The organism is Zwartia panacis, assembly GCF_030410395.1.
GTDB lineage: Bacteria > Pseudomonadota > Gammaproteobacteria > Burkholderiales > Burkholderiaceae_B > Zwartia > Zwartia panacis.
This window is the reverse complement of sequence record NZ_JAUHHF010000002.1, coordinates 189,529-207,558: the sequence shown is the minus strand read 5'-3', so window position 1 is coordinate 207,558 and position 18,030 is coordinate 189,529. Positions and strand designations below refer to the sequence as shown.

Below are 18,030 nucleotides of genomic sequence, written 5' to 3'. Positions count from 1 at the left end.
TTGGCGCATTTTTTGCGGCCACACACATGGAATTCAAAGACTATTACAAAATTCTTGAGTTAACGCCAGAGGCTTCGCAGGATGACATCCGCAAAGCCTATCGCAGGCTTGCCCGTAAATACCATCCCGATGTCAGCAAGGAAAAAGACGCTGAAACCCGCATGCGCGAGGTCAACGAAGCCAATGACGTCCTGCGCGACGAGGAAAAGCGTGCGGCCTATGACCAGCTTAGGTTGAATGTATCCTCCGGGGGTGGGGCACCTGGGCCGGGCTGGGATCGTGGTTTCGAGTTTTCGGGGGCCGATGGTCATGCCCCTGGGGATGCGGATTTTCAAGATTTCTTATCCAGCTTGTTCAAGCAAGCGGAGCGACAGCGCCGCAGCCAGGGTGCTGATTCGCGTCAGGCTGGCGCACAACCTTACAAAGGTGAAGATCACCACGCGGATATCGAAATCTCGCTCGAAGACTCCTTGCATGGCGCGACGCGCGAGCTTGGCCTGCGTTCGGTCCAGATCGATGCCCAGGGTCGCCCACAACTTGTCAACCGCACGTTGAGCGTCAAGATCCCTGTCGGCGTGCGCGCAGGACAGATGATCCGTTTGTCTGGCCAGGGCATGCCTGGCGAGGCAGGCGGACCGCCGGGAGACTTGTTTTTGACGGTGCATTTTGCGCCCCATCCGATTTATCAGGTGCAGGGACGGGACTTGACCATGAAACTGCCCGTTGCTCCATGGGAAGCCGCGTGCGGTGGCCAGGTGCGTGTGCCGACTTTACAAGGCGAGGTCGAGGTGAGTATTGCCGCCGGCAGTCAGCCTGGCAGCAAGCTCAGACTGCGAGGCAAGGGCTTGCCAGGCGAGCCGGCAGGGGATTTGTATCTTGTCTTGGATGTGGTGTGGCCACCTGCGACATCGGATGCGGCCAAGGCTGCCTATCAGGCGTTGGCCAAGGCCGCGCCGTTTAATCCGCGTCGTCATTTGGGAGTACAAGGATGAGTTCGGTGACGATTTATTCGGCGGTGATGGTGGACGACGGAGCGCCCCTTTCTCTGCATGAAATGGCCTGTTTCTGCGAGCAGCACAGCGACTGGGTGGTGACTCTGGTCCGCGAAGGTCTGGTGTGCGTTGAACGAAATGTGGTTGTGACTGAGACCTCCCCCGAGGAGTGGTTGTTCGCAAGCGCCGCCGCTGCGCGTGCCCGTCAGATCGCGCGCGTGCAGCGGGATTTTGACGTCAATCTGGATGCTGCCGCGCTGATGGTTGATTTAATGAATGAAGTCAGAGAGTTGAGAGCGCAGCTCGAGGTGTACCAAAAATGAATGCCAGTACGAGTCGCCATCCCGATACGATACGCATCGGGCTTGTTTCCGTTTCAGATCGCGCGTCTAAAGGTGTCTACGAGGACCAGGGAATCCCTGCCTTGCAAGCCTGGCTGGAAAAGGCCGTCACGACTCCGATCGAATTTGTCACGCGTTTGATTCAGGATGACGCACCCATGATTTCAGCTGCGTTAGTCGAGTTGGTTGATGTGGAGCGCTGTCATTTGGTGCTGACGACAGGCGGCACAGGACCTGCTCGTCGCGATGTGACGCCTGAAGCGACCATAACGGTCGCGACGCGCGAGATGCCAGGTTTTGGTGAGCAGATGCGACAGATCAGTTTACAGTTTGTACCCACGGCGATTTTGTCTCGCCAGGTCGCTGTGCTCAGAGAGACGGACGATCACGCAGCGCTGATCATTAATTTGCCTGGTCAGCCTAAAGCAATCAGTGAAACACTCGAGGGGCTCAAGCGTGAGGATGGTAGCGTGGTCGCATCAGGCATCTTCGCCGCGGTACCGTATTGCATCGACCTGATTGGTGGTCCGTATATCGAGACCAACGATGCTGTGGTCAAGGCATTCAGACCGAAGTCCGCCCGCCGACCACCTGCGGCTTAAGCGGCGCGCAGGCGCCACAGCGAAGTGGTTTCCAGGCGACGCGCATCGGCGAGTGGATCGTCGTCGTCTTTAGCTTTGGCATGCGTTGGGCGGATATCCAGACGTTCCTTTACCCGGAGCCCGCCGGCGTTGATCTTGTCCAGTAATTCTTCTCTCGTGCGTAAACCCAAATGCTCTGCGAGGTCTGACAAAATCAGCCAGCCTTCGCCTTGCGGGGTGAGATGTGCTCGCAGACCTTCTAAAAAGCCATTGAGCATATGCTGATCTTGATCGTAGATCGCATGTTCCAACCCGGACGACGGCCGGCCCGGCAGCCATGGCGGATTACACACGATCAGATCTGCCTGTCCTTCGGGAAACAAATCCGTTTGCTTGAATGTCACGCCTGAGGACAATCCTAGTCGCTCGATGTTTTCTCGGGCGCAGTCGAGTGCGCGCACTTGTGTGTCGGTGGCAGTCACGTGGGTGAGGCCGCGTTGAAGTAACAGCGCCGCGATGACGCCCGTGCCTGTCCCAATATCAAAAGCATGCCCAAGCATCCCTGGACCTTGCGGTAAAGGGGCTTGTGCGATGAGCTCCAGATATTCGGAGCGCGTTGGGGCAAACACTCCGTAATGAGCGTGAATGCGGGTACCCAATGCCGGAATCTCAATGCCGTTTTTGCGCCATTCGTAGGCGCTGATGAGACCCAGCAGTTCGGTCAGAGGCAGTACATAGCTGTTGTTGGTGTCGCCGTGGGCGGCCAGGCAGGCCGCTTTCACATCGGGGGCGCGACGGTGTTTGAGCACGTGATGGGGATCAACAGGCAGGCACAGCATGCCCAGGGTGCGGGCGCGTTGCGCGCGGGCCAGCCTGACTTGGTGGAAACGTTCCGGGTACGGCAGGTCTAGGTATTTGGTGCGGCGTTTGGCAGTCCGTCGAGCCAGCGCATGCAGTAGCTGTTTGGCGTTTTGAAAATCACCCGTCCAGATCAGGCCGACCCCTTCGCTGGCGAGTCTGTAAGCACTGTCAGCGCTCAGCGTGTCGTCGGCCAAGACGGTTCTCTTTGGAGGTGCCCAGCCGTTTTCAGACCGCCAAGATGAGGTGAGCGTTTGCTCACCGGCGACCCATGAAATCATTGGAGGTGAACTGCTGGTGGCGGGTTGGCCGTGGGGCATGGAGGCTTCTCAAAAGGGGGGCAAAAGAGCTTGGACCCGAGTTTTTGCGGGGCATGGGGCAAATACGCCCGTGCTGCCGTAAAATACTCAGGAAATTCCTAACAACCCCGACATTTTGCTCTAAAAAAGGATCTCTCATGGCTTTAGTTTCCATGCGCCAGCTTCTGGACCACGCCGCCGAGCATGGTTATGGCATTCCCGCGTTTAACGTGAATAACCTGGAACAGGTGCAGGCCATCATGGAAGCTGCGGCCCAGACCGACAGCCCTGTCATCATGCAGGCCTCCGCAGGTGCGCGCAAATACGCGGGCGAAGGCTTTCTGAAGTATCTGATTCAGGCTGCTGTCGAGTCCTATCCACATATTCCTGTTGTGATGCACCAGGATCACGGCCAGTCCCCCAAGATTTGCCAGGGCGCGATCGATCTGGGATTTTCCAGTGTGATGATGGACGGTTCACTGAAAGAAGACGGCAAGTCGATTGCTGACTACGACTACAACGTCGCAGTGACCAAGCAGGTCGTGGATATGGCGCATAAGCTCGGTGTCACAGTCGAGGGTGAGCTGGGCTGTCTGGGCTCGCTCGAGACCATGGAAGGCGACAAAGAGGACGGCCACGGTGCCGATGGCAAGCTGACCATGGATCAGCTGCTGACAGATCCTGAGCAGGCTGCTGACTTTGTACGTCGCACGCAGCTCGACGCACTGGCGATTGCGATTGGTACGAGCCATGGCGCTTACAAGTTCACACGCAAGCCCACAGGCGATATTCTGTCCATCTCCCGCATCAAGGAAATCAACAAGCGTTTGCCCAATACGCACCTCGTGATGCACGGCAGCTCCAGCGTCCCTCAGGAACTGCTGGCTGAGATCCGTCAGTTTGGCGGCGACATGAAGGAAACCTATGGTGTTCCTGTCGAAGAAATCCAGGAAGCCATCAAATTCGGCGTGCGTAAAATCAATATCGATACCGATATCCGCTTGGCAATGACGGGTGCGATTCGCCGTTTCTTTGCTGAAAATCCCGGCAAGTTCGATCCACGCGAATACCTCAAGCCTGCACGCGAGGCCGCCAAGGCGATCTGTGTCGCGCGCTACCAGCAGTTCGGTACGGCTGGCAATGCAAGCAAAATCAAGGTTGTGCCACTGAAGGACATGGCGGCTCAGTACGCAGCCGGCAAGTTGTCCCAGGTTGTGCAATAAACATTTCTCTGTTCATCGCGGGCCTCGGGCCCGCCTTTTAAGACGGGCCCGACTGTGACTGCAGCGCTTTATCAATCCAGTATCCAATCTCTGCCGTTGCTTGCGCGCGGTAAAGTCCGCGATATGTACGCCGTAGGCGATGACAAGCTTTTAATCATCGCGACTGATCGTATCTCTGCCTTTGATGTGATCCTTGATGATCCGATTCCTGGCAAGGGCCAGGTTCTCAAGGAACTCACCGATTTCTGGCTTGAAAAGCTTGCGCACGTTTTGCCCAATCATTCAACAGGTGTCAATCCTGAGGATGTTGTGGCGCCGAATGAGCGTGACCAGGTGATCGGCCGTGCCGTGGTCGTTAAACGCCTCAAGCCTATCATGGTCGAAGCTGTCGCTCGTGGCTATCTCATCGGATCTGGCTGGAAAGATTATCAGGCCACCGGCTCGGTCTGCGGGATTCGCTTACCGGCCGGTCTCAAGCAAGCTGGTAAGTTACCTCAGCCGCTTTTCACGCCAGCTGCCAAAGCTGAAATGGGACTGCATGATGAAAACGTTGACTTTGATCACGTGATCAAAGAAGTTGGCCAGGAGATGGCCGAGAGGATTCGTGACGTCACCTTGCGTTTGTACTCCGAGGCCGCAACCTATGCCGCGACCAAAGGCATCATAATCGCGGATACGAAATTCGAATTTGGTTTGGATGCGAATGGTACGCTGCACTTGATGGACGAGGTGCTGACACCCGACTCTTCGCGCTTCTGGCCTGCGGATGGTTATCGCGAGGGCATCAGTCCTCCGTCTTTTGATAAACAATTTGTTCGTGACTGGCTCGAAACGCAAGTCTGGGACAAAACGCCGCCTGCACCACGTCTGCCTGCGGACGTGATCGCTAAAACCGCGGCCAAGTATCGCGAAGCTCTCGACCGGTTAACCGCTTAACAGCCAGACCGCCCATTTTTAATTTGCGAGGCTCTGTCATGACCTCTTTATCTTCTGCTGGTGCGCCGGTTGTCGGCGTGATCATGGGTTCATCCAGTGACTGGGATGTGATGCAGCATGCTGTCAATATGCTGGGAGACTTTGGTGTGCCTTGTGAGGCACGCGTCATTTCCGCGCACCGGATGCCGCAGGATATGGCGGAGTATGGCGCCCAGGCTGCCGCACGTGGCTTGCGTGGCATTATTGCAGGTGCGGGTGGTGCTGCCCACCTACCAGGCATGATGGCTGCGCTCACTGAGGTGCCGGTGTTTGGAGTGCCTGTTCCTTCGAAATATTTGCGTGGCGAAGACTCGCTGCTTTCCATTGTTCAAATGCCCAAGGGGGTGCCCGTAGCCACTTTCGCGATCGGAGAGGCCGGCGCAGCCAATGCCGCTTTGCATGTGATCGCAAACTTGGCAACAACCGATGCCGTGTTGCGCGAAAAGCTCATCGCTTTCCGCACACGACAGACTGAGGCTGCGCGCGCGATGCGGGTGCCACTGTGATCGCACCGGGTGAGTGGTTGGGTTTGATGGGCGGTGGCCAGCTGGGTCGCATGTTTTGTCACGCCGCGCAATCTCTGGGCTATCGTGTCGCCGTGTTGGATCCTGCGCCAGAGGGGCCGGCAGCCTCGGTGGCCGATATGCACATTCAGGCGGATTACGATGATGAAACCGCGCTGATCAAGTTGGCGCAGCGTTGCCGCGCCGTGACGACAGAGTTTGAAAATGTTCCAGCGAAAAGCTTGCTGACGCTGGCGGCGCATTGTCGCGTGACACCAGGCTCGCATGCGGTCGAAATTGTTCAGGATCGTATTGCGGAAAAGGCATTCATCGTGAGTCAGGGTGTCGCAGTGGCGCCCTATGCAGCGATTCGCGCGGAGTCTGACTTGCGTGCGGCAGGACCGCATCTTTTCCCCGGGATTTTGAAAGTCGCAAGACTGGGGTACGACGGCAAGGGTCAGGCGCGTGTGCGTTCGCTGGACGAAGCTTTGAAGGCGTTCGCTGAATTTGGTGGCGTGCCTTGCGTGCTCGAGGCCATGCTTGATCTCAAACAGGAACTTTCGGTTGTATTGGCGCGTGGACTCGATGGTCAGTGCGCCGTGTTTCCCGTGGCATGTAATGTGCATGAACAAGGTATCCTCGCCGTGACGACAGTCGATATGCAGGCAGCCCCAATGACCGCGCGTGCGACCGAAGCCGCTTTGGCGATCGCGCGCGGCCTCAAGTACGAAGGTGTGTTGTGTGTGGAGTTTTTCGTGCTGGGTGATGGTCAGCTGCTCGTCAATGAGATCGCACCTCGTCCGCATAACAGCGGACACTTCAGCATGAACGCGTGCGTGACCAGTCAGTTTGAACAGCAGGCGCGGGTGATGGCTGGTTTGCCACTTGGCAGCACGCGTTTACTCGCTCCCGTTGTGATGCTCAATATTTTGGGTGACGTCTGGTATCCAGGCGTCGACGATACGCAAGCCGAGCCCAACTGGGCGGGCGTATTAGCTGTGCCCGGTACGTCTTTGCATCTGTATGGCAAGCGCGAGGCCCGACGTGCCCGGAAGATGGGGCACGTGAATTGCACGGGAACAACGCTTGCCGATGCCGTCAGTCATGCCAATCAAGTCGTTCAGGTTTTGCGATTGCCTGTTTCGGCAACACTTTGAGTCGATGGTTCAGTGACGACCACTCCTGTGTCCACCTCTTCAGCGACCACCTCTTCAGATCAAGAAATCAATCAGGCCGCTCAAGTATTGCTCAAGGGTGGTCTGGTGGCGTTTCCGACCGAGACGGTTTATGGACTGGGGGCGGATGCAGAAAGTCGCGAAGCCGTTGAACGGATCTATCAGGCCAAAGGTCGCCCCTCCAATCATCCCGTGATTGTTCATATCGCACCAGAGGCGGATTTGTCCTATTGGGCCGCACACGTTCCGGACGAAGCACATGCGCTGATTGATGCCTTTTGGCCAGGACCTTTGACCCTAATACTCAAACGCGCGGCGCATATCTCTGATGTGGTCAGTGGTGGCCAGGATAGCGTGGGTGTGCGCTGTCCTTCGCATCCAGTGGCTCAGCGTTTGATTCGTGCTTTCGCGGCTGCCAAGCCCTCGGGGCAGGGCGGTATCGCTGGTCCCTCTGCGAATAAATTTGGTCAAGTCTCGCCCACACAAGCCTCACATGTACGCGATGAGTTCCCCGAGCTGGTCGCGCAGGGGATGCCTGTTTTGGAGGGTGGTGCGAGTGAAGTCGGGATCGAATCGACGATTGTGGATTTGTCTCGCCTGGATCAGGGCGTTGGTCCTGTGCTGTTACGACCTGGACAGATCACGGCGCAACAAATCGCCGCAGTATTGAACAGAGCTGTTCAAGATGCCGATGCAAACGCTCCCAGAGTGTCTGGTGCATTGAAGTCCCATTACGCACCGCATACTCCCATCAGATTGGCGACGGCAGCAGAGATGCTAGCCGCGGCGACTCAATCCCTTCGTCATCCATCCAAGCCTATTGTTTTTGTGTCTCATTCGTTGGCGCAAGACAAATTGCCGCGCCAGCCGGGAGTGGATTGGGTTGCAATGTCCGCACAACCCGCAGCGTATAGCCATGCGCTGTATGCAACTTTACGTGCGCTTGATCAGGGCGGCTATGCTGAAATGGTGTGGGAGAACGTTCCCGACAGCCTTGAATGGCTGGGCATCAAAGATCGATTGGGTCGAGCGGCAGCAGCTTTTTAAAAAAAATACGCACCCCGAAGAGTGCGTATGAATTCAGACTGACAAGACGTTTAAAAATCAGAAAAACGCCTGAATCCCCGTCTGTGCGCGACCCAGAATCAGGGCATGAATGTCGTGAGTCCCTTCGTAAGTGTTCACCACTTCGAGGTTGACCAAATGACGTGCAACACCGAACTCATCCGAAATGCCGTTGCCACCCAACATGTCACGCGCCATGCGAGCGATGTCGAGCGCTTTGCCGCAGGAGTTGCGCTTCATGATCGAGGTGATCTCGACAGCCGCAGTCCCTTCGTCTTTCATGCGACCCAGACGCAAACAGCCTTGCAGGCCGAGTGTGATTTCTGTTTGCATGTCGGCGAGTTTTTTCTGGATCAGCTGGTTGGCTGCGAGTGGGCGACCAAACTGTTTGCGATCCAGAGTGTACTGACGCGCCATGTGCCAGCAGAACTCAGCCGCTCCGAGCGCACCCCAGGCGATACCAAAACGTGCGGAGTTCAGGCAGGTAAAGGGGCCTTTCAAGCCAGTCACGCCGGGCAGCATCTGCTCATCGCTGATTTCGACATTGTCCATCACGATTTCGCCCGTGATCGAGGCGCGCAAACCGACTTTGCCGTGAATCGCCGGAGCTGACAAACCTTTCATGCCTTTTTCAAGGATGAAGCCGCGAATGCGGCCGTCATGATCGCCACCGACACACTTGCCCCAGACGACGAATACGTCAGCGATAGGGGAGTTGGAAATCCACATCTTGTTGCCGGTCAGTGAATAGCCATTGGCAGTTTTGACTGCGCGTGTTTCCATACCTGCGGGGTCGGAACCATGGTTTGGCTCGGTCAGGCCAAAACAGCCAATCCATTCGCCACGCGCAAGCTTGGGGAGATATTTCTGCTTTTGGGCTTCGCTACCGAATTCGTTGATCGGCACCATGACAAGCGAGGACTGCACGCTCATCATTGAACGGTAACCAGAGTCTACGCGCTCGACTTCTCGGGCAATCAGACCATAGCTGACGTAGTTCAATCCAGAGCCACCATATTCGACAGGAATGGTGGGGCCCAAGAGACCGAGTTCACCCATTTCAGGAAAAATCTTGACGTCAGTTTTCTCGTGACGAAAACCCTCGAGGACGCGCGGAGCCAGCTTGTCCTGACAGTAGGAGCGCGCGGCATCACGAATCATGCGCTCCTCGTCGGTCAGCTGGCTATCCAGCAATAGTGGGTCTTCCCAGTTGAAAGAGGCTTCAGCCATGTCATGCTCCAAATTAAAATCTATTCAAAATTGTACAAAATACCTGCTCTGGCGAGCCAGAAAGCCTTAGGCTTTCTGGGCAGCCGCTCTAAGCTTGGAAATGGTTGTGGTCGGGGTGATTGCCTCGGGGTCGATCAGCAGATGCAAGATGGCGGGCTTGCCGCTTGCGACTGCGCGTTCGAACGCGGGTCCGAACTCCTCGGTTTTTTCGATGCGCTCACCATGGCCGCCAAAAGCGCGCGCGTAGGCCGCGAAATCAGGGTTTTTAAGCTGTGTCGCAGAGATACGACCAGGGTAATGTTTTTCCTGATGCATCCGGATCGTGCCATACATCCCGTTGTCGATGATGACAACGACGATTGGAAGGTTGTACTGCACGGCTGTCGCAAACTCCTGGCCATGCATCATGAAACAGCCATCACCCGCAAAGCACACGACAAGTTTGTCAGGTGAAAAGCGTTTGGCACCGACTGCGGCAGGCAATCCGTAACCCATTGAGCCAGACGTCGGGGCAAGCTGCGTCCCGTATTGGGTAAAGCGGTGAAAGCGATGCAACCAGGTCGCAAAGTTGCCTGCTCCATTGGTCATGATCGCGTCGCCAGGCAAGTGCGCCTCAAGGTATTCCATCACGCCGCCCATTTGAACTGCACCAGGGGTTTTGATGGGGGCTGGATCGCTCCAGGCGAGGTAGCTCTTATGCATGACCTCGGTGCCTGCTGCCCAGGGTGTCGCTGCGGGAGTGGGGAGTGCAGCAAGCTCGGCGGCAAAGGCGATCGGCGACGCGTTGATCGCGATCGAGGCGCGATACACACGACCGAGTTCGCCACTGTCAGGGTGGACGTGCACCAGATCTTGTTTAGGAACTGGGATGTCAAAGAGCGTGTAGGCCTGGCTGGGCATTTCCGACATGCGGCCACCCACCAGCAGCACGAGGTCAGCGTCTTGGACGCGCTTGAGGAGTTCTGGATTCAGGCCGATGCCGACATCACCGATGAAGCAGGGATGATTGGCCGGAAAAAGCATTTGACGGCGAAATGAGACTGCCACGGGCAGCTTGAAACGCTCGGCAAACTTGGCGAATTGCTCGACTGCTTGGGCGTTCCAGCGTGCGCCACCCAAGATGGCGACGGGTGCTTTTGCCTTGGCGAGGCGCTCTGCCAGCGCAGCCATTTGACCAGCGGCAGGGGCCGAGTCGATGACTTCGTAGTGTGGAGCATCGGGGACAGTAGCCATCTCGACCAGCATGTCCTCAGGTAACGCAATGACGACGGGACCCGGGCGACCGGAGGTCGCCACGTGAAAGGCGCGAGACAGGATCTCGGGAATGCGCGCTGCATCATCAATCTCGGTGGCCCATTTGGCAGCCTGTCCAAAGACCGCGCGATAGTCCATCTCTTGAAAGGCCTCGCGCTCGCGCATGCCGCGTTCGATCTGACCAACGAAGACGATCATTGGAGTGGAGTCTTGCTTGGCGATATGGATGCCAGCCAGGGCGTTGGAAGCGCCGGGACCACGAGTGACCATGCAAATGCCGGGCGCGCCGTTGAGCTTGCCGTAAGCATCCGCCATCATGGCGGCGCCACCCTCCTGACGGCAAACCGTGACGTCAATACTGACATCGACCAGTGCGTCGAGCACCGCGAGAAAGCTTTCGCCGGGTACACAGAATACGTGCTTGACGCCATGGCTGACAAGTTGACCGACGAGAATCTGACCGCCCGTACGTGGCTGGCTGGGAGAGGGTGCTTGGCTCATTTTTCGTTTCTTTTCATAGAGAACAGGGATAAGTCTAATCATATCCCGTTGAGAGGATGATTTCCTGAAGGCAGGAGTTGTCTAAAGTGATGTGGACAACCATTCAACCAAGCGAGGGTCTGCCAAAAGCGGATCAGCAACCGGATCCCGTTGCGCTAGGCGATGTTGCAAGACAATGTCAGCAAGAAGGCTGCGGATAGGCATATTTGCGCGTTTGGCTTCCCAGCGCATACCGGCCATGGTGACCACGTTGTAGAGCGCCGTGGCGACTTGGCGTGCTTGCTCGGAGGTATTGGATGTACTTGCTGACTCCGCAAAAGCAAATACGCGTTCGATTCGCTCGGCCTGAAGTGCCGCGAGGTGATGAGCCACGGGTGCGCCTTGCGCAAGTAGTTTTTCCACATGGTTGCGCAAAGCGGGAAGCGAATCCTCTCGTTGGATGGCTCTGATCACATCAAGCGCCACGATATTGCTGGTGCCTTCCCAAATCGATCCCAGATGCGCATCGCGCAAGACTCTTGGGTCACTCCACTCTTCGATATAGCCGCATCCTCCGCGCACCTCCATGGCGTCACCCGCCACTTTACGTGCGTCGCGGCAGGCGCGAAACTTGATCAGTGGCGTCATGATGCGCATGAGGGGACGCTTGGACGCGTCTTCATCCGAAGCGGCCAAGGCCTGCGCAGTTTGGTAGACCATGGTGCGGGCTTGCTCGGTCAGCATCGCCATTTTGCTCAACTGTCGTTGCATCAGGGGCATTTGGTTCAGACTCTTTCCAAAAGCCTGACGGTGCTTGGCAACATACAGGGCCTCGGTCAGGGCACGTCTCATCAGACCTGCCGCACGCACGCCATTGGACAGCCGCGAGTTATTGATCATGTCTGCCATCTGCTTGAACCCCTGGCCGCGCTCACCCACGAGCCAAGCGAACGCGCCTTCAAGACGGATTTCACCACTCGCCATCGAGCGTGTGCCGAGCTTGTCTTTCAAGCGCAAAATGCGATAGTTGTTCGGTAAGCCATCGGGTTTGGTGCGAGGCAAGAGAAACAGCGAGACACCTCTGAGTCCGTCGACAGGCTCGGAGCGCGCCAGCACCATTGCAAACCCCGCATCGGGATTTGAACAGAACCATTTGTCTCCAGAGAGTTGCCATTGACCGTCTGCGCCGAGAGAAGCTTCGGTCGCTGTCGCACTTACATCCGAACCCGCACCTTGTTCAGTCATGAACATGGCCCCCTGATGAAGCGCGTCAAAATCCTGGGTCGTGACCATGGGAAGCACGCGCTCGATCAGGTCCGGTGCGCCAAACTTGCGCAAAGTCCGTGCCAAAGAATCCGTCATGCTCACCGGACAGCAGAGTCCAAACTCAGCCTGAACAAATAAGTAGGTCAACGCATATTTTGCTGCAGGAGGCATCGGTGTGGGCCAGCCAAGAACGCCTCCTCGATGGGACATCGCTGCCAGGCCAAATTCGCTGTAGGCATAGCGCTCAAGCTCGACATAAGCAGGGTGTTTGTAGACTTGATTGGTGTCAATGCCTGCGCGTGTGCGCACAGATAAGCTCGGTGGATGTTTGTCTGCGACTCCCGCCAGATCGTCCAGCAACGATCCGGCAAGCCCTCCTAGCCTTTCCAGGTGAGGCAAAAGATGGGCATGCAGGTCTTGAGGCAAATAACAGGCCAGCAAATCGCGCCCCGGGTCTGCCGCAAAAAGGTTCAGTCCATGAGCATCAGGAACGGGGTGCGACATGGGAAGTCTCCAACTTAAGGGTTCAGGCGCGCGAGCGTTTCCTCGGCGATGGCAAGACTGGAGGTCAAGCCTGGGGATTCGATACCAAATAAATTGACCAAGCCAGGAATGCCATGCGTGGCAGGTCCGACAATCATAAAGTCGGCTGCAGGTTCGTGGGGACCAGAAACCTTGGGCCGTATGCCGGTGTAGCCAGGGGACAATGTGCCATCTTTCATGCCTGGCCAGTAACTGCGCACCGCCTCGTAGAAACCATCGCAGCGGCTGGGGTCGATGTCATAGTCGACGCGGTCGATCCATTCTGTATCGGGCCCGAATTTGGCTTGTCCGCCGAGGTCGAGTGTGAGGTGAACACCGAGCCCCGCATGATGCGGGGTGGGATAAATGAGTCGCGTGAAAGGTGCACGACCTTGCAAGGTGAAGTAACTTCCTTTGCATAGATATTCGGTCGGGATGGAAGATTCCGGGATCCCTTCGATTCGTCTGGCCAGAGTTGGGGCGTGCAGACCCGAAGCATTGATCAACACGTTGCAAGACAGGGTCATGGCGTCCGCGCCGCCAAACTCCAGTTCAAAACCACCGTTGGGACGAACCTTGCCTGACAAAAGTGGCGTATGAAATACGCACTGGGCACCTGCATTTTCCGCATCACCCTGATAGGCGAGCATCAAGCCATGACTATCGATGATGCCTGTTGAGGGGGAGAGAAGCGCAGCGGTGCAAAAGAGCGCAGGCTCGAGCGCCTGGGCTTGAGCGGCAGTCAACAACTCCATGTCATCGACGCCGTTGACACGCGCTTTTTGCAGAATATCCGTGAGCTTGGGGATTTCCTCTTCGCTGGTCGCCACGATGAGTTTGCCGATCTTTTTGTGAGCCACGCCTTTCTCTGCGCAGTAGGCATAAAGCATGTGCCGACCTTTGACGCAGAGCTTGGCTTTAAGACTGCCAGCAGGATAGTAAATGCCTGCATGAATGACTTCGGAGTTGCGCGCGCTAGTGCCGGTACCGATGCCTTCTGCGGCCTCGACCACCATGACTTCGCGTCCCGAAAGCGCAAGCGCGCGTGCGATCGCCAGGCCGACGACACCGGCTCCAACAACGATGCAATCAATATCTGTACTCATGATGTCTCTTTGTGCTCTAGCTTTTACTTGCCCACGCCTGCGGGGGTCAGATCATAGCCTCCAGCGTGGTAAACCAAGGGGAGAGATTCAGTGCGTGCACAATGTTCCACCGCACCGATAAAAATGATGTGGTCACCTTCTTCGTAGCGACGATGATTGGCGCATTCAAACCAAGCGGCACACTGCAGGTCAAGTTTTGGTGAGCCGTTGGGTGCGTGAGTCATTGGCATGCCGTTAAAACGCTCAGCCGCCGTTCCGCTAGCAAAACGTTGCGAGACAGACATTTGTTCCGAGCTCAGCACGTGGATGACATAACGCTCGCATTGCTCAAGTGTCTTGAGTGAGGATGAGCGACGCGAAAGACTCCAGACCACCAAAGGTGGATCAAGAGACACTGAGTTGAACGAGCTGACAGTCAGCCCGACAGGCGCCATACCTTCAGCCGCAGCGGTGATCACCGTGACGCCTGTTGGAAACCTGCCGAGTGCTGCTCTGAAATACGTTGAATCAAACGAAGGTGGGGTCGTATTCATGTCAGGGTGCGATGCGTCCGATCTTCCACAGGCCTGCACCCGTGGCTTGATAAGTCAGACGGTCGTGCAGGCGCGAAGGACGTCCCTGCCAGAATTCGAAGTATTCGGGTTTGAGCCTGTAGCCTCCCCAGTGAGGAGGGCGGGGCGGTTTGCGATCACCGTACTTTTCTTTGAGCGCTTTTTCTGTCGCAGCAAGCTGCTCCAGCGTGATGGGTTTGCTTTGTGGAGAGGTCCAGGCACCAATTTGTGAGCCAACGGGACGTGTCTGAAAATACTCGTCGGATTCGGCTTCGGAGACTTTTTCAACAATGCCTTCGATCCGAACTTCCCGCTCAAGCGGTTGCCAGAAAAACAACAGGCTGGCCCAGGGTTGAACCGCGAGTTCATTGCCTTTGCGTGACTCGTAGTTGGTAAAAAACAGGAAACCTGTCTCGTCCACACCTTTGAGCAGGACAATACGCGCAGACGGGCGTCCTCGTGCATCGGCAGTGGCGAGTGTCATCGCGGTGGGTTCCGGCACATTCTCGCGTAGCGCCTCGTCGAACCAAACAGAGAACTGATCGTAGGGAGAAGCTTTCGCATCTTTTTCGAGCAGTGTGTATTTTTCGTAGCTTTGTCGAATATCGGCAATAGACATGATTCAGATCCGATACGGCGCGCCGAAATCAGCCGCCAACTGGTGTTAAAGGTAATTCTGAGTGTACCGTGACATCGAGTGTGCTGCTTCGATAGACCTGTCGTCAGGAAAGGGAGTGCTGTTGTCTATCATGCCGCTGTTGCTCAAGTCTTTCTTTGAGCCGGGTCACTAACGTCGACAGTCTGGCGTCATGGATGCCCACTGCATGCAGCGCATCCGCTGTTTGTGTCACATAGTCGAGGCAAGAGCCGTAAATGCCCGAGGCTCTCAGGACAATGTCGATCAAGGCTTCTTCGGAAGGCTCAGGAACGTACGCGGGTCCATTTTGATCAATGACAAAAGCCAACGCCTTGACGGTGCCCTGAGGTGTTTGGCAATCAATCCAGCTGGGGTGGTAGGCCCCCGTAGACATTTCCCGACGCCAGAGAGTTTCAAAAATTGGATTCACCCGTTCCGCGGCGACGCGAAACGCCATGCCATGGCATTCACCACCTGACTCGAGCCCGAACACCAGTCCCGGTAACTCGGGTGTACCCCGGTTGATGCGAGACCACAGACAGAGCGCCCGGTGATGACCAGGCAGCAAGGCTGGGCGTTGTTCGATAAAGTCGAACTCAGGTTTCCAGATCAGTGAGCCATAGCCAAACACCCAAACATCCTGAGTGTGGCTCCAGTCCTTGAGTGCGGCGTCGCGCGACGCCTTCAGTCGTTCGTCCGACCAGCGTGCAAACGTGCTGGCGGGCGGTGCGGCAGGGATGTGCGAGGACATGCTCATGAGGGCACTAAGTCGTTGTGGTTGGGTTCGGGGGTGGCGGGGGCGCCGAAGAGGGTGGGCCACCCTCGGATTTCTTGTCTGTTTCAGCATGGCGGGTGAACCAGCGACCGGCACCCAGTCCTACTGCAGTGAGCCAGAAAAGCGGCATGATCCCGATGATCGCGCCAAGCGCTCCGAAGGCAAGAGGCAAGGTGACCTGACAGCCGTTGATTAAAGCCATCCGTAAACCAAAGGCTTCGCCTGCTCGTCCAGCCGGAGCGTTTTGCTGTAGCAGCGCCAAGATGCTTGGCTGCGTTGAACCTAAGCCAAGTCCCAGGACAAAAGACAGCGTCATCAAAATCCAGACTTGCTCGAAGAAAGGATAGAGCACAAAGTTCAGACCTGTTGCCAACAACGCAAAATGGATCAGTTGCCAGGGTCGGACGCGATGTTGCAGCAAAGGCAGGGCCAAACGAATCACGATAGTCGCGGCGGCAAAGGCGGCCAGAATCAAACCAATCGTGGTGGCAGACAGACCCACCATGACGCCAAAAATCGGCACGACAAACATATGCGTGTCCCAGGCGCTCGAGAGCAGCATATTCGCCATATAGACACGGCGAAGTTTTGGGCTGGATATCAGATCAGTGACACTTTGTTTAGTTTCACTCACTGCTGCGGGTGGTTTGTGGGAGGTTTTAAGATATGTTCGAACGCGATAGAGCCCAAACACACAGATCACCGGAGAAATGGCCAGTAGCGCGAACACGGCCCGGTGGCCAAGGTAGTCAATGGAGATCCCCGCCAGCAAGGGGCCGAGCAAACCTGAGGTCGCCATGGAAAGGGACAGCCAGGAGAAGTTGCGCAGCCTTTCTTCGCCGGCACTCATCCCCATTTGTCGCTGCACAGCGATTTGAAAAATCATGTGACCGATACCGACGCAGGCGGCAGAAATGACCAGTGCTGCAAAATCTTGCCAAATCCAAGGCAGGATGGTGCCGAAGATCACGACAAAAGCACTGGCACGCATCGGACGCCAGGGGCCGATCTGATCCAGTAGACGACCCGCCTTGACCGAGAGCAACATGGGCAACAAGGCAAACACGGCGATCAGAATACCGACCTCGAAAGTCGAGCGTTTGAGTTCAAGAGCGGTCAGGGAAACTGCGACGCGACCGCCCGATATCGCCATGTGGATCAGCAAGACGAGCAGACACAGGACAATCGGCCCGGCGAAAGCGGACGATTTGGCAGAAGATGGGGCGGGTGGGGACGACATGCTCACGGTGTTATGGGTAAATTGTGTTCCTCTACCAGGCTCTTGTCGAGAGCGATTGGCAGTTTTTTTGCCGGATCATGCAAAAATGCATCATTCAGCAGACCCCGGGATACTCAATGCAAGGTCTTCATGCAGATGTTCAAGCAAATGAAAGCGAGACGGAGCGCCGTTTTGGTGGTCTAGCTCGACTGTTTGGCCCTCTGGCTTGTGATGCTTTGCGTCATGCCCAAGTGGCGATTGTCGGTGTCGGCGGCGTCGGTTCCTGGACGGCTGAAGCCTTGGCCCGTCATGGTGTGGGCGCTTTGACCTTGATCGACCTTGATCATGTTGCCGAATCAAATATCAATCGACAAGTACACGCGCTCTCCGAGACCCTTGGTCAAGCCAAGGTCGAGGCCATGGCGAGCCGGATTCGGGGTATCAACCCCGAGTGTCGACTGACCCTGGTAGACGATTTCCTGACTCCAGACAATGTGTCCGAAGTTTTACCTGAATCACTGGATGTGGTGATCGATTGCACAGACCAGATGAGCGCCAAAGTGGCCATGGTGTTGCAGGCGCGCGCCCGTCGTCAGCATCTTGTCGTGTGCGGGGGAGCAGGAGGCAAAACCGATCTGCTTGCTTTACGGGCGGGAGATTTGTCCGAGGCGACCCATGATGCCTTGCTGGCACGTTTACGCAATATGCTCAGAAAGCAGCATGGCTTTGCGCGAGCGTCGGCCGAGGCGGGCAAACCGCGCAAACGCGTTCCAAAAATGGGCGTACGGGTGTTGTGGCTGGATCAGCCCACGATTTTGCCGCAAGCCTGGCAGTCTCCCCAGAAGGATTCCGACGCTGCCTTGCAAGGCCTCTCTTGCGCTGGGTACGGCTCAAGCGTTACTGTCACGGCATCCATGGGCCTTGCGGCGGCAGCGGAGGCCGTCAACAAGATTATTCACAGAAAATCAAAATAAAAAT

At 56.5% G+C, this 18,030-nt stretch carries 18 protein-coding genes; 9 read left to right on the top strand and 9 right to left on the bottom strand.

Features of this window, described 5'->3' with window-relative positions:
• Positions 1–26 precede the first annotated feature (26 nt).
• The 3 genes from QWY30_RS03490 to mog are packed head-to-tail and all read left to right on the top strand — an operon-like array spanning position 27 to position 1,935.
• Positions 27–992 (top strand): DnaJ C-terminal domain-containing protein, encoded by a 966-nt coding sequence (locus QWY30_RS03490; RefSeq protein ID WP_290238296.1) that lies wholly within the window; start codon positions 27–29, stop codon positions 990–992.
• Positions 989–1,315: a chaperone modulator CbpM gene (locus tag QWY30_RS03485; protein ID WP_290238295.1), complete on the top strand. Its 327-nt coding sequence runs from the start codon at positions 989–991 to the stop codon at positions 1,313–1,315. Before QWY30_RS03490 ends, QWY30_RS03485 begins: the two co-directional genes overlap by 4 nt.
• Positions 1,312–1,935, top strand: coding sequence for a molybdopterin adenylyltransferase (gene mog / locus QWY30_RS03480; RefSeq protein WP_290238293.1), 624 nt, complete (start codon positions 1,312–1,314; stop codon positions 1,933–1,935). The genes QWY30_RS03485 and mog overlap by 4 nt, the downstream gene beginning before the upstream one ends.
• Here mog and QWY30_RS03475 read toward each other — a convergent pair.
• Complete coding sequence (locus tag QWY30_RS03475) at positions 1,932–3,092, bottom strand: methyltransferase (RefSeq protein WP_435433358.1); 1,161 nt, start codon at positions 3,090–3,092, stop codon at positions 1,932–1,934. The genes mog and QWY30_RS03475 overlap by 4 nt on opposite strands.
• 137 nt (positions 3,093–3,229) lie before the next feature.
• Between QWY30_RS03475 and fba the strand changes: the two genes are divergently transcribed.
• From fba to QWY30_RS03450, 5 genes are read left to right on the top strand one after another with little or no spacing between them, the layout of a single operon-like run.
• Complete coding sequence (gene fba, locus QWY30_RS03470; protein WP_290238291.1) at positions 3,230–4,294, top strand: class II fructose-bisphosphate aldolase; 1,065 nt, start codon at positions 3,230–3,232, stop codon at positions 4,292–4,294.
• 54 nt (positions 4,295–4,348) lie between these two features.
• Positions 4,349–5,230, top strand: a complete 882-nt coding sequence (locus tag QWY30_RS03465; RefSeq protein WP_290238289.1) for a phosphoribosylaminoimidazolesuccinocarboxamide synthase — start codon at positions 4,349–4,351, stop codon at positions 5,228–5,230.
• A 38-nt stretch (positions 5,231–5,268) separates the two neighbouring features.
• Positions 5,269–5,775 carry a 5-(carboxyamino)imidazole ribonucleotide mutase gene (gene purE, locus QWY30_RS03460; protein ID WP_290238287.1) on the top strand — a complete coding sequence of 169 codons (507 nt, stop codon included), beginning with the start codon at positions 5,269–5,271 and terminating at the stop codon, positions 5,773–5,775.
• 26 nt (positions 5,776–5,801) lie between these two features.
• Positions 5,802–6,929 carry a 5-(carboxyamino)imidazole ribonucleotide synthase gene (locus QWY30_RS03455; RefSeq protein WP_290238714.1) on the top strand — a complete coding sequence of 376 codons (1,128 nt, stop codon included), beginning with the start codon at positions 5,802–5,804 and terminating at the stop codon, positions 6,927–6,929.
• Positions 6,930–6,956: 27 nt separating this feature from the next.
• A complete protein-coding gene (locus QWY30_RS03450) occupies positions 6,957–7,994 on the top strand; it encodes an L-threonylcarbamoyladenylate synthase (protein ID WP_290238285.1) in 1,038 nt (345 codons plus the stop codon).
• A 57-nt stretch (positions 7,995–8,051) separates the two neighbouring features.
• Here the strand turns inward: QWY30_RS03450 and QWY30_RS03445 are convergent, their stop codons facing one another.
• From QWY30_RS03445 to QWY30_RS03410, 8 genes are all read right to left on the bottom strand, one after another.
• Positions 8,052–9,242, bottom strand: coding sequence for an acyl-CoA dehydrogenase (locus QWY30_RS03445; RefSeq protein ID WP_290238283.1), 1,191 nt, complete (start codon positions 9,240–9,242; stop codon positions 8,052–8,054).
• Between the two features lie 66 nt (positions 9,243–9,308).
• On the bottom strand, positions 9,309–10,997 hold the full coding sequence (locus QWY30_RS03440) for a thiamine pyrophosphate-binding protein (RefSeq protein ID WP_290238281.1): 1,689 nt from the start codon (positions 10,995–10,997) through the stop codon (positions 9,309–9,311).
• 81 nt (positions 10,998–11,078) lie between these two features.
• On the bottom strand, positions 11,079–12,746 hold the full coding sequence (locus QWY30_RS03435; RefSeq protein ID WP_290238278.1) for an acyl-CoA dehydrogenase family protein: 1,668 nt from the start codon (positions 12,744–12,746) through the stop codon (positions 11,079–11,081).
• Between the two features lie 14 nt (positions 12,747–12,760).
• Positions 12,761–13,870 carry an NAD(P)/FAD-dependent oxidoreductase gene (locus QWY30_RS03430; RefSeq protein WP_290238276.1) on the bottom strand — a complete coding sequence of 370 codons (1,110 nt, stop codon included), beginning with the start codon at positions 13,868–13,870 and terminating at the stop codon, positions 12,761–12,763.
• Between the two features lie 23 nt (positions 13,871–13,893).
• Positions 13,894–14,403: a flavin reductase family protein gene (locus QWY30_RS03425; protein ID WP_290238273.1), complete on the bottom strand. Its 510-nt coding sequence runs from the start codon at positions 14,401–14,403 to the stop codon at positions 13,894–13,896.
• A gap of 1 nt (position 14,404) precedes the next feature.
• The gene (gene pdxH / locus QWY30_RS03420; protein WP_290238271.1) at positions 14,405–15,040 is read right to left on the bottom strand and encodes a pyridoxamine 5'-phosphate oxidase; all 636 of its coding nucleotides are present in this window, start codon (positions 15,038–15,040) and stop codon (positions 14,405–14,407) included.
• Between the two features lie 103 nt (positions 15,041–15,143).
• Positions 15,144–15,809 carry a gamma-glutamylcyclotransferase gene (locus tag QWY30_RS03415; protein WP_435433365.1) on the bottom strand — a complete coding sequence of 222 codons (666 nt, stop codon included), beginning with the start codon at positions 15,807–15,809 and terminating at the stop codon, positions 15,144–15,146.
• Between the two features lie 13 nt (positions 15,810–15,822).
• Positions 15,823–17,079 carry an MFS transporter gene (locus tag QWY30_RS03410; RefSeq protein WP_435433357.1) on the bottom strand — a complete coding sequence of 419 codons (1,257 nt, stop codon included), beginning with the start codon at positions 17,077–17,079 and terminating at the stop codon, positions 15,823–15,825.
• A gap of 110 nt (positions 17,080–17,189) precedes the next feature.
• Here QWY30_RS03410 and QWY30_RS03405 point away from each other — a divergent pair, with 110 nt between their 5' ends.
• Positions 17,190–18,026, top strand: coding sequence for a tRNA threonylcarbamoyladenosine dehydratase (locus QWY30_RS03405; RefSeq protein ID WP_290238265.1), 837 nt, complete (start codon positions 17,190–17,192; stop codon positions 18,024–18,026).
• The last annotated feature ends 4 nt before the right edge of the window (positions 18,027–18,030 follow it).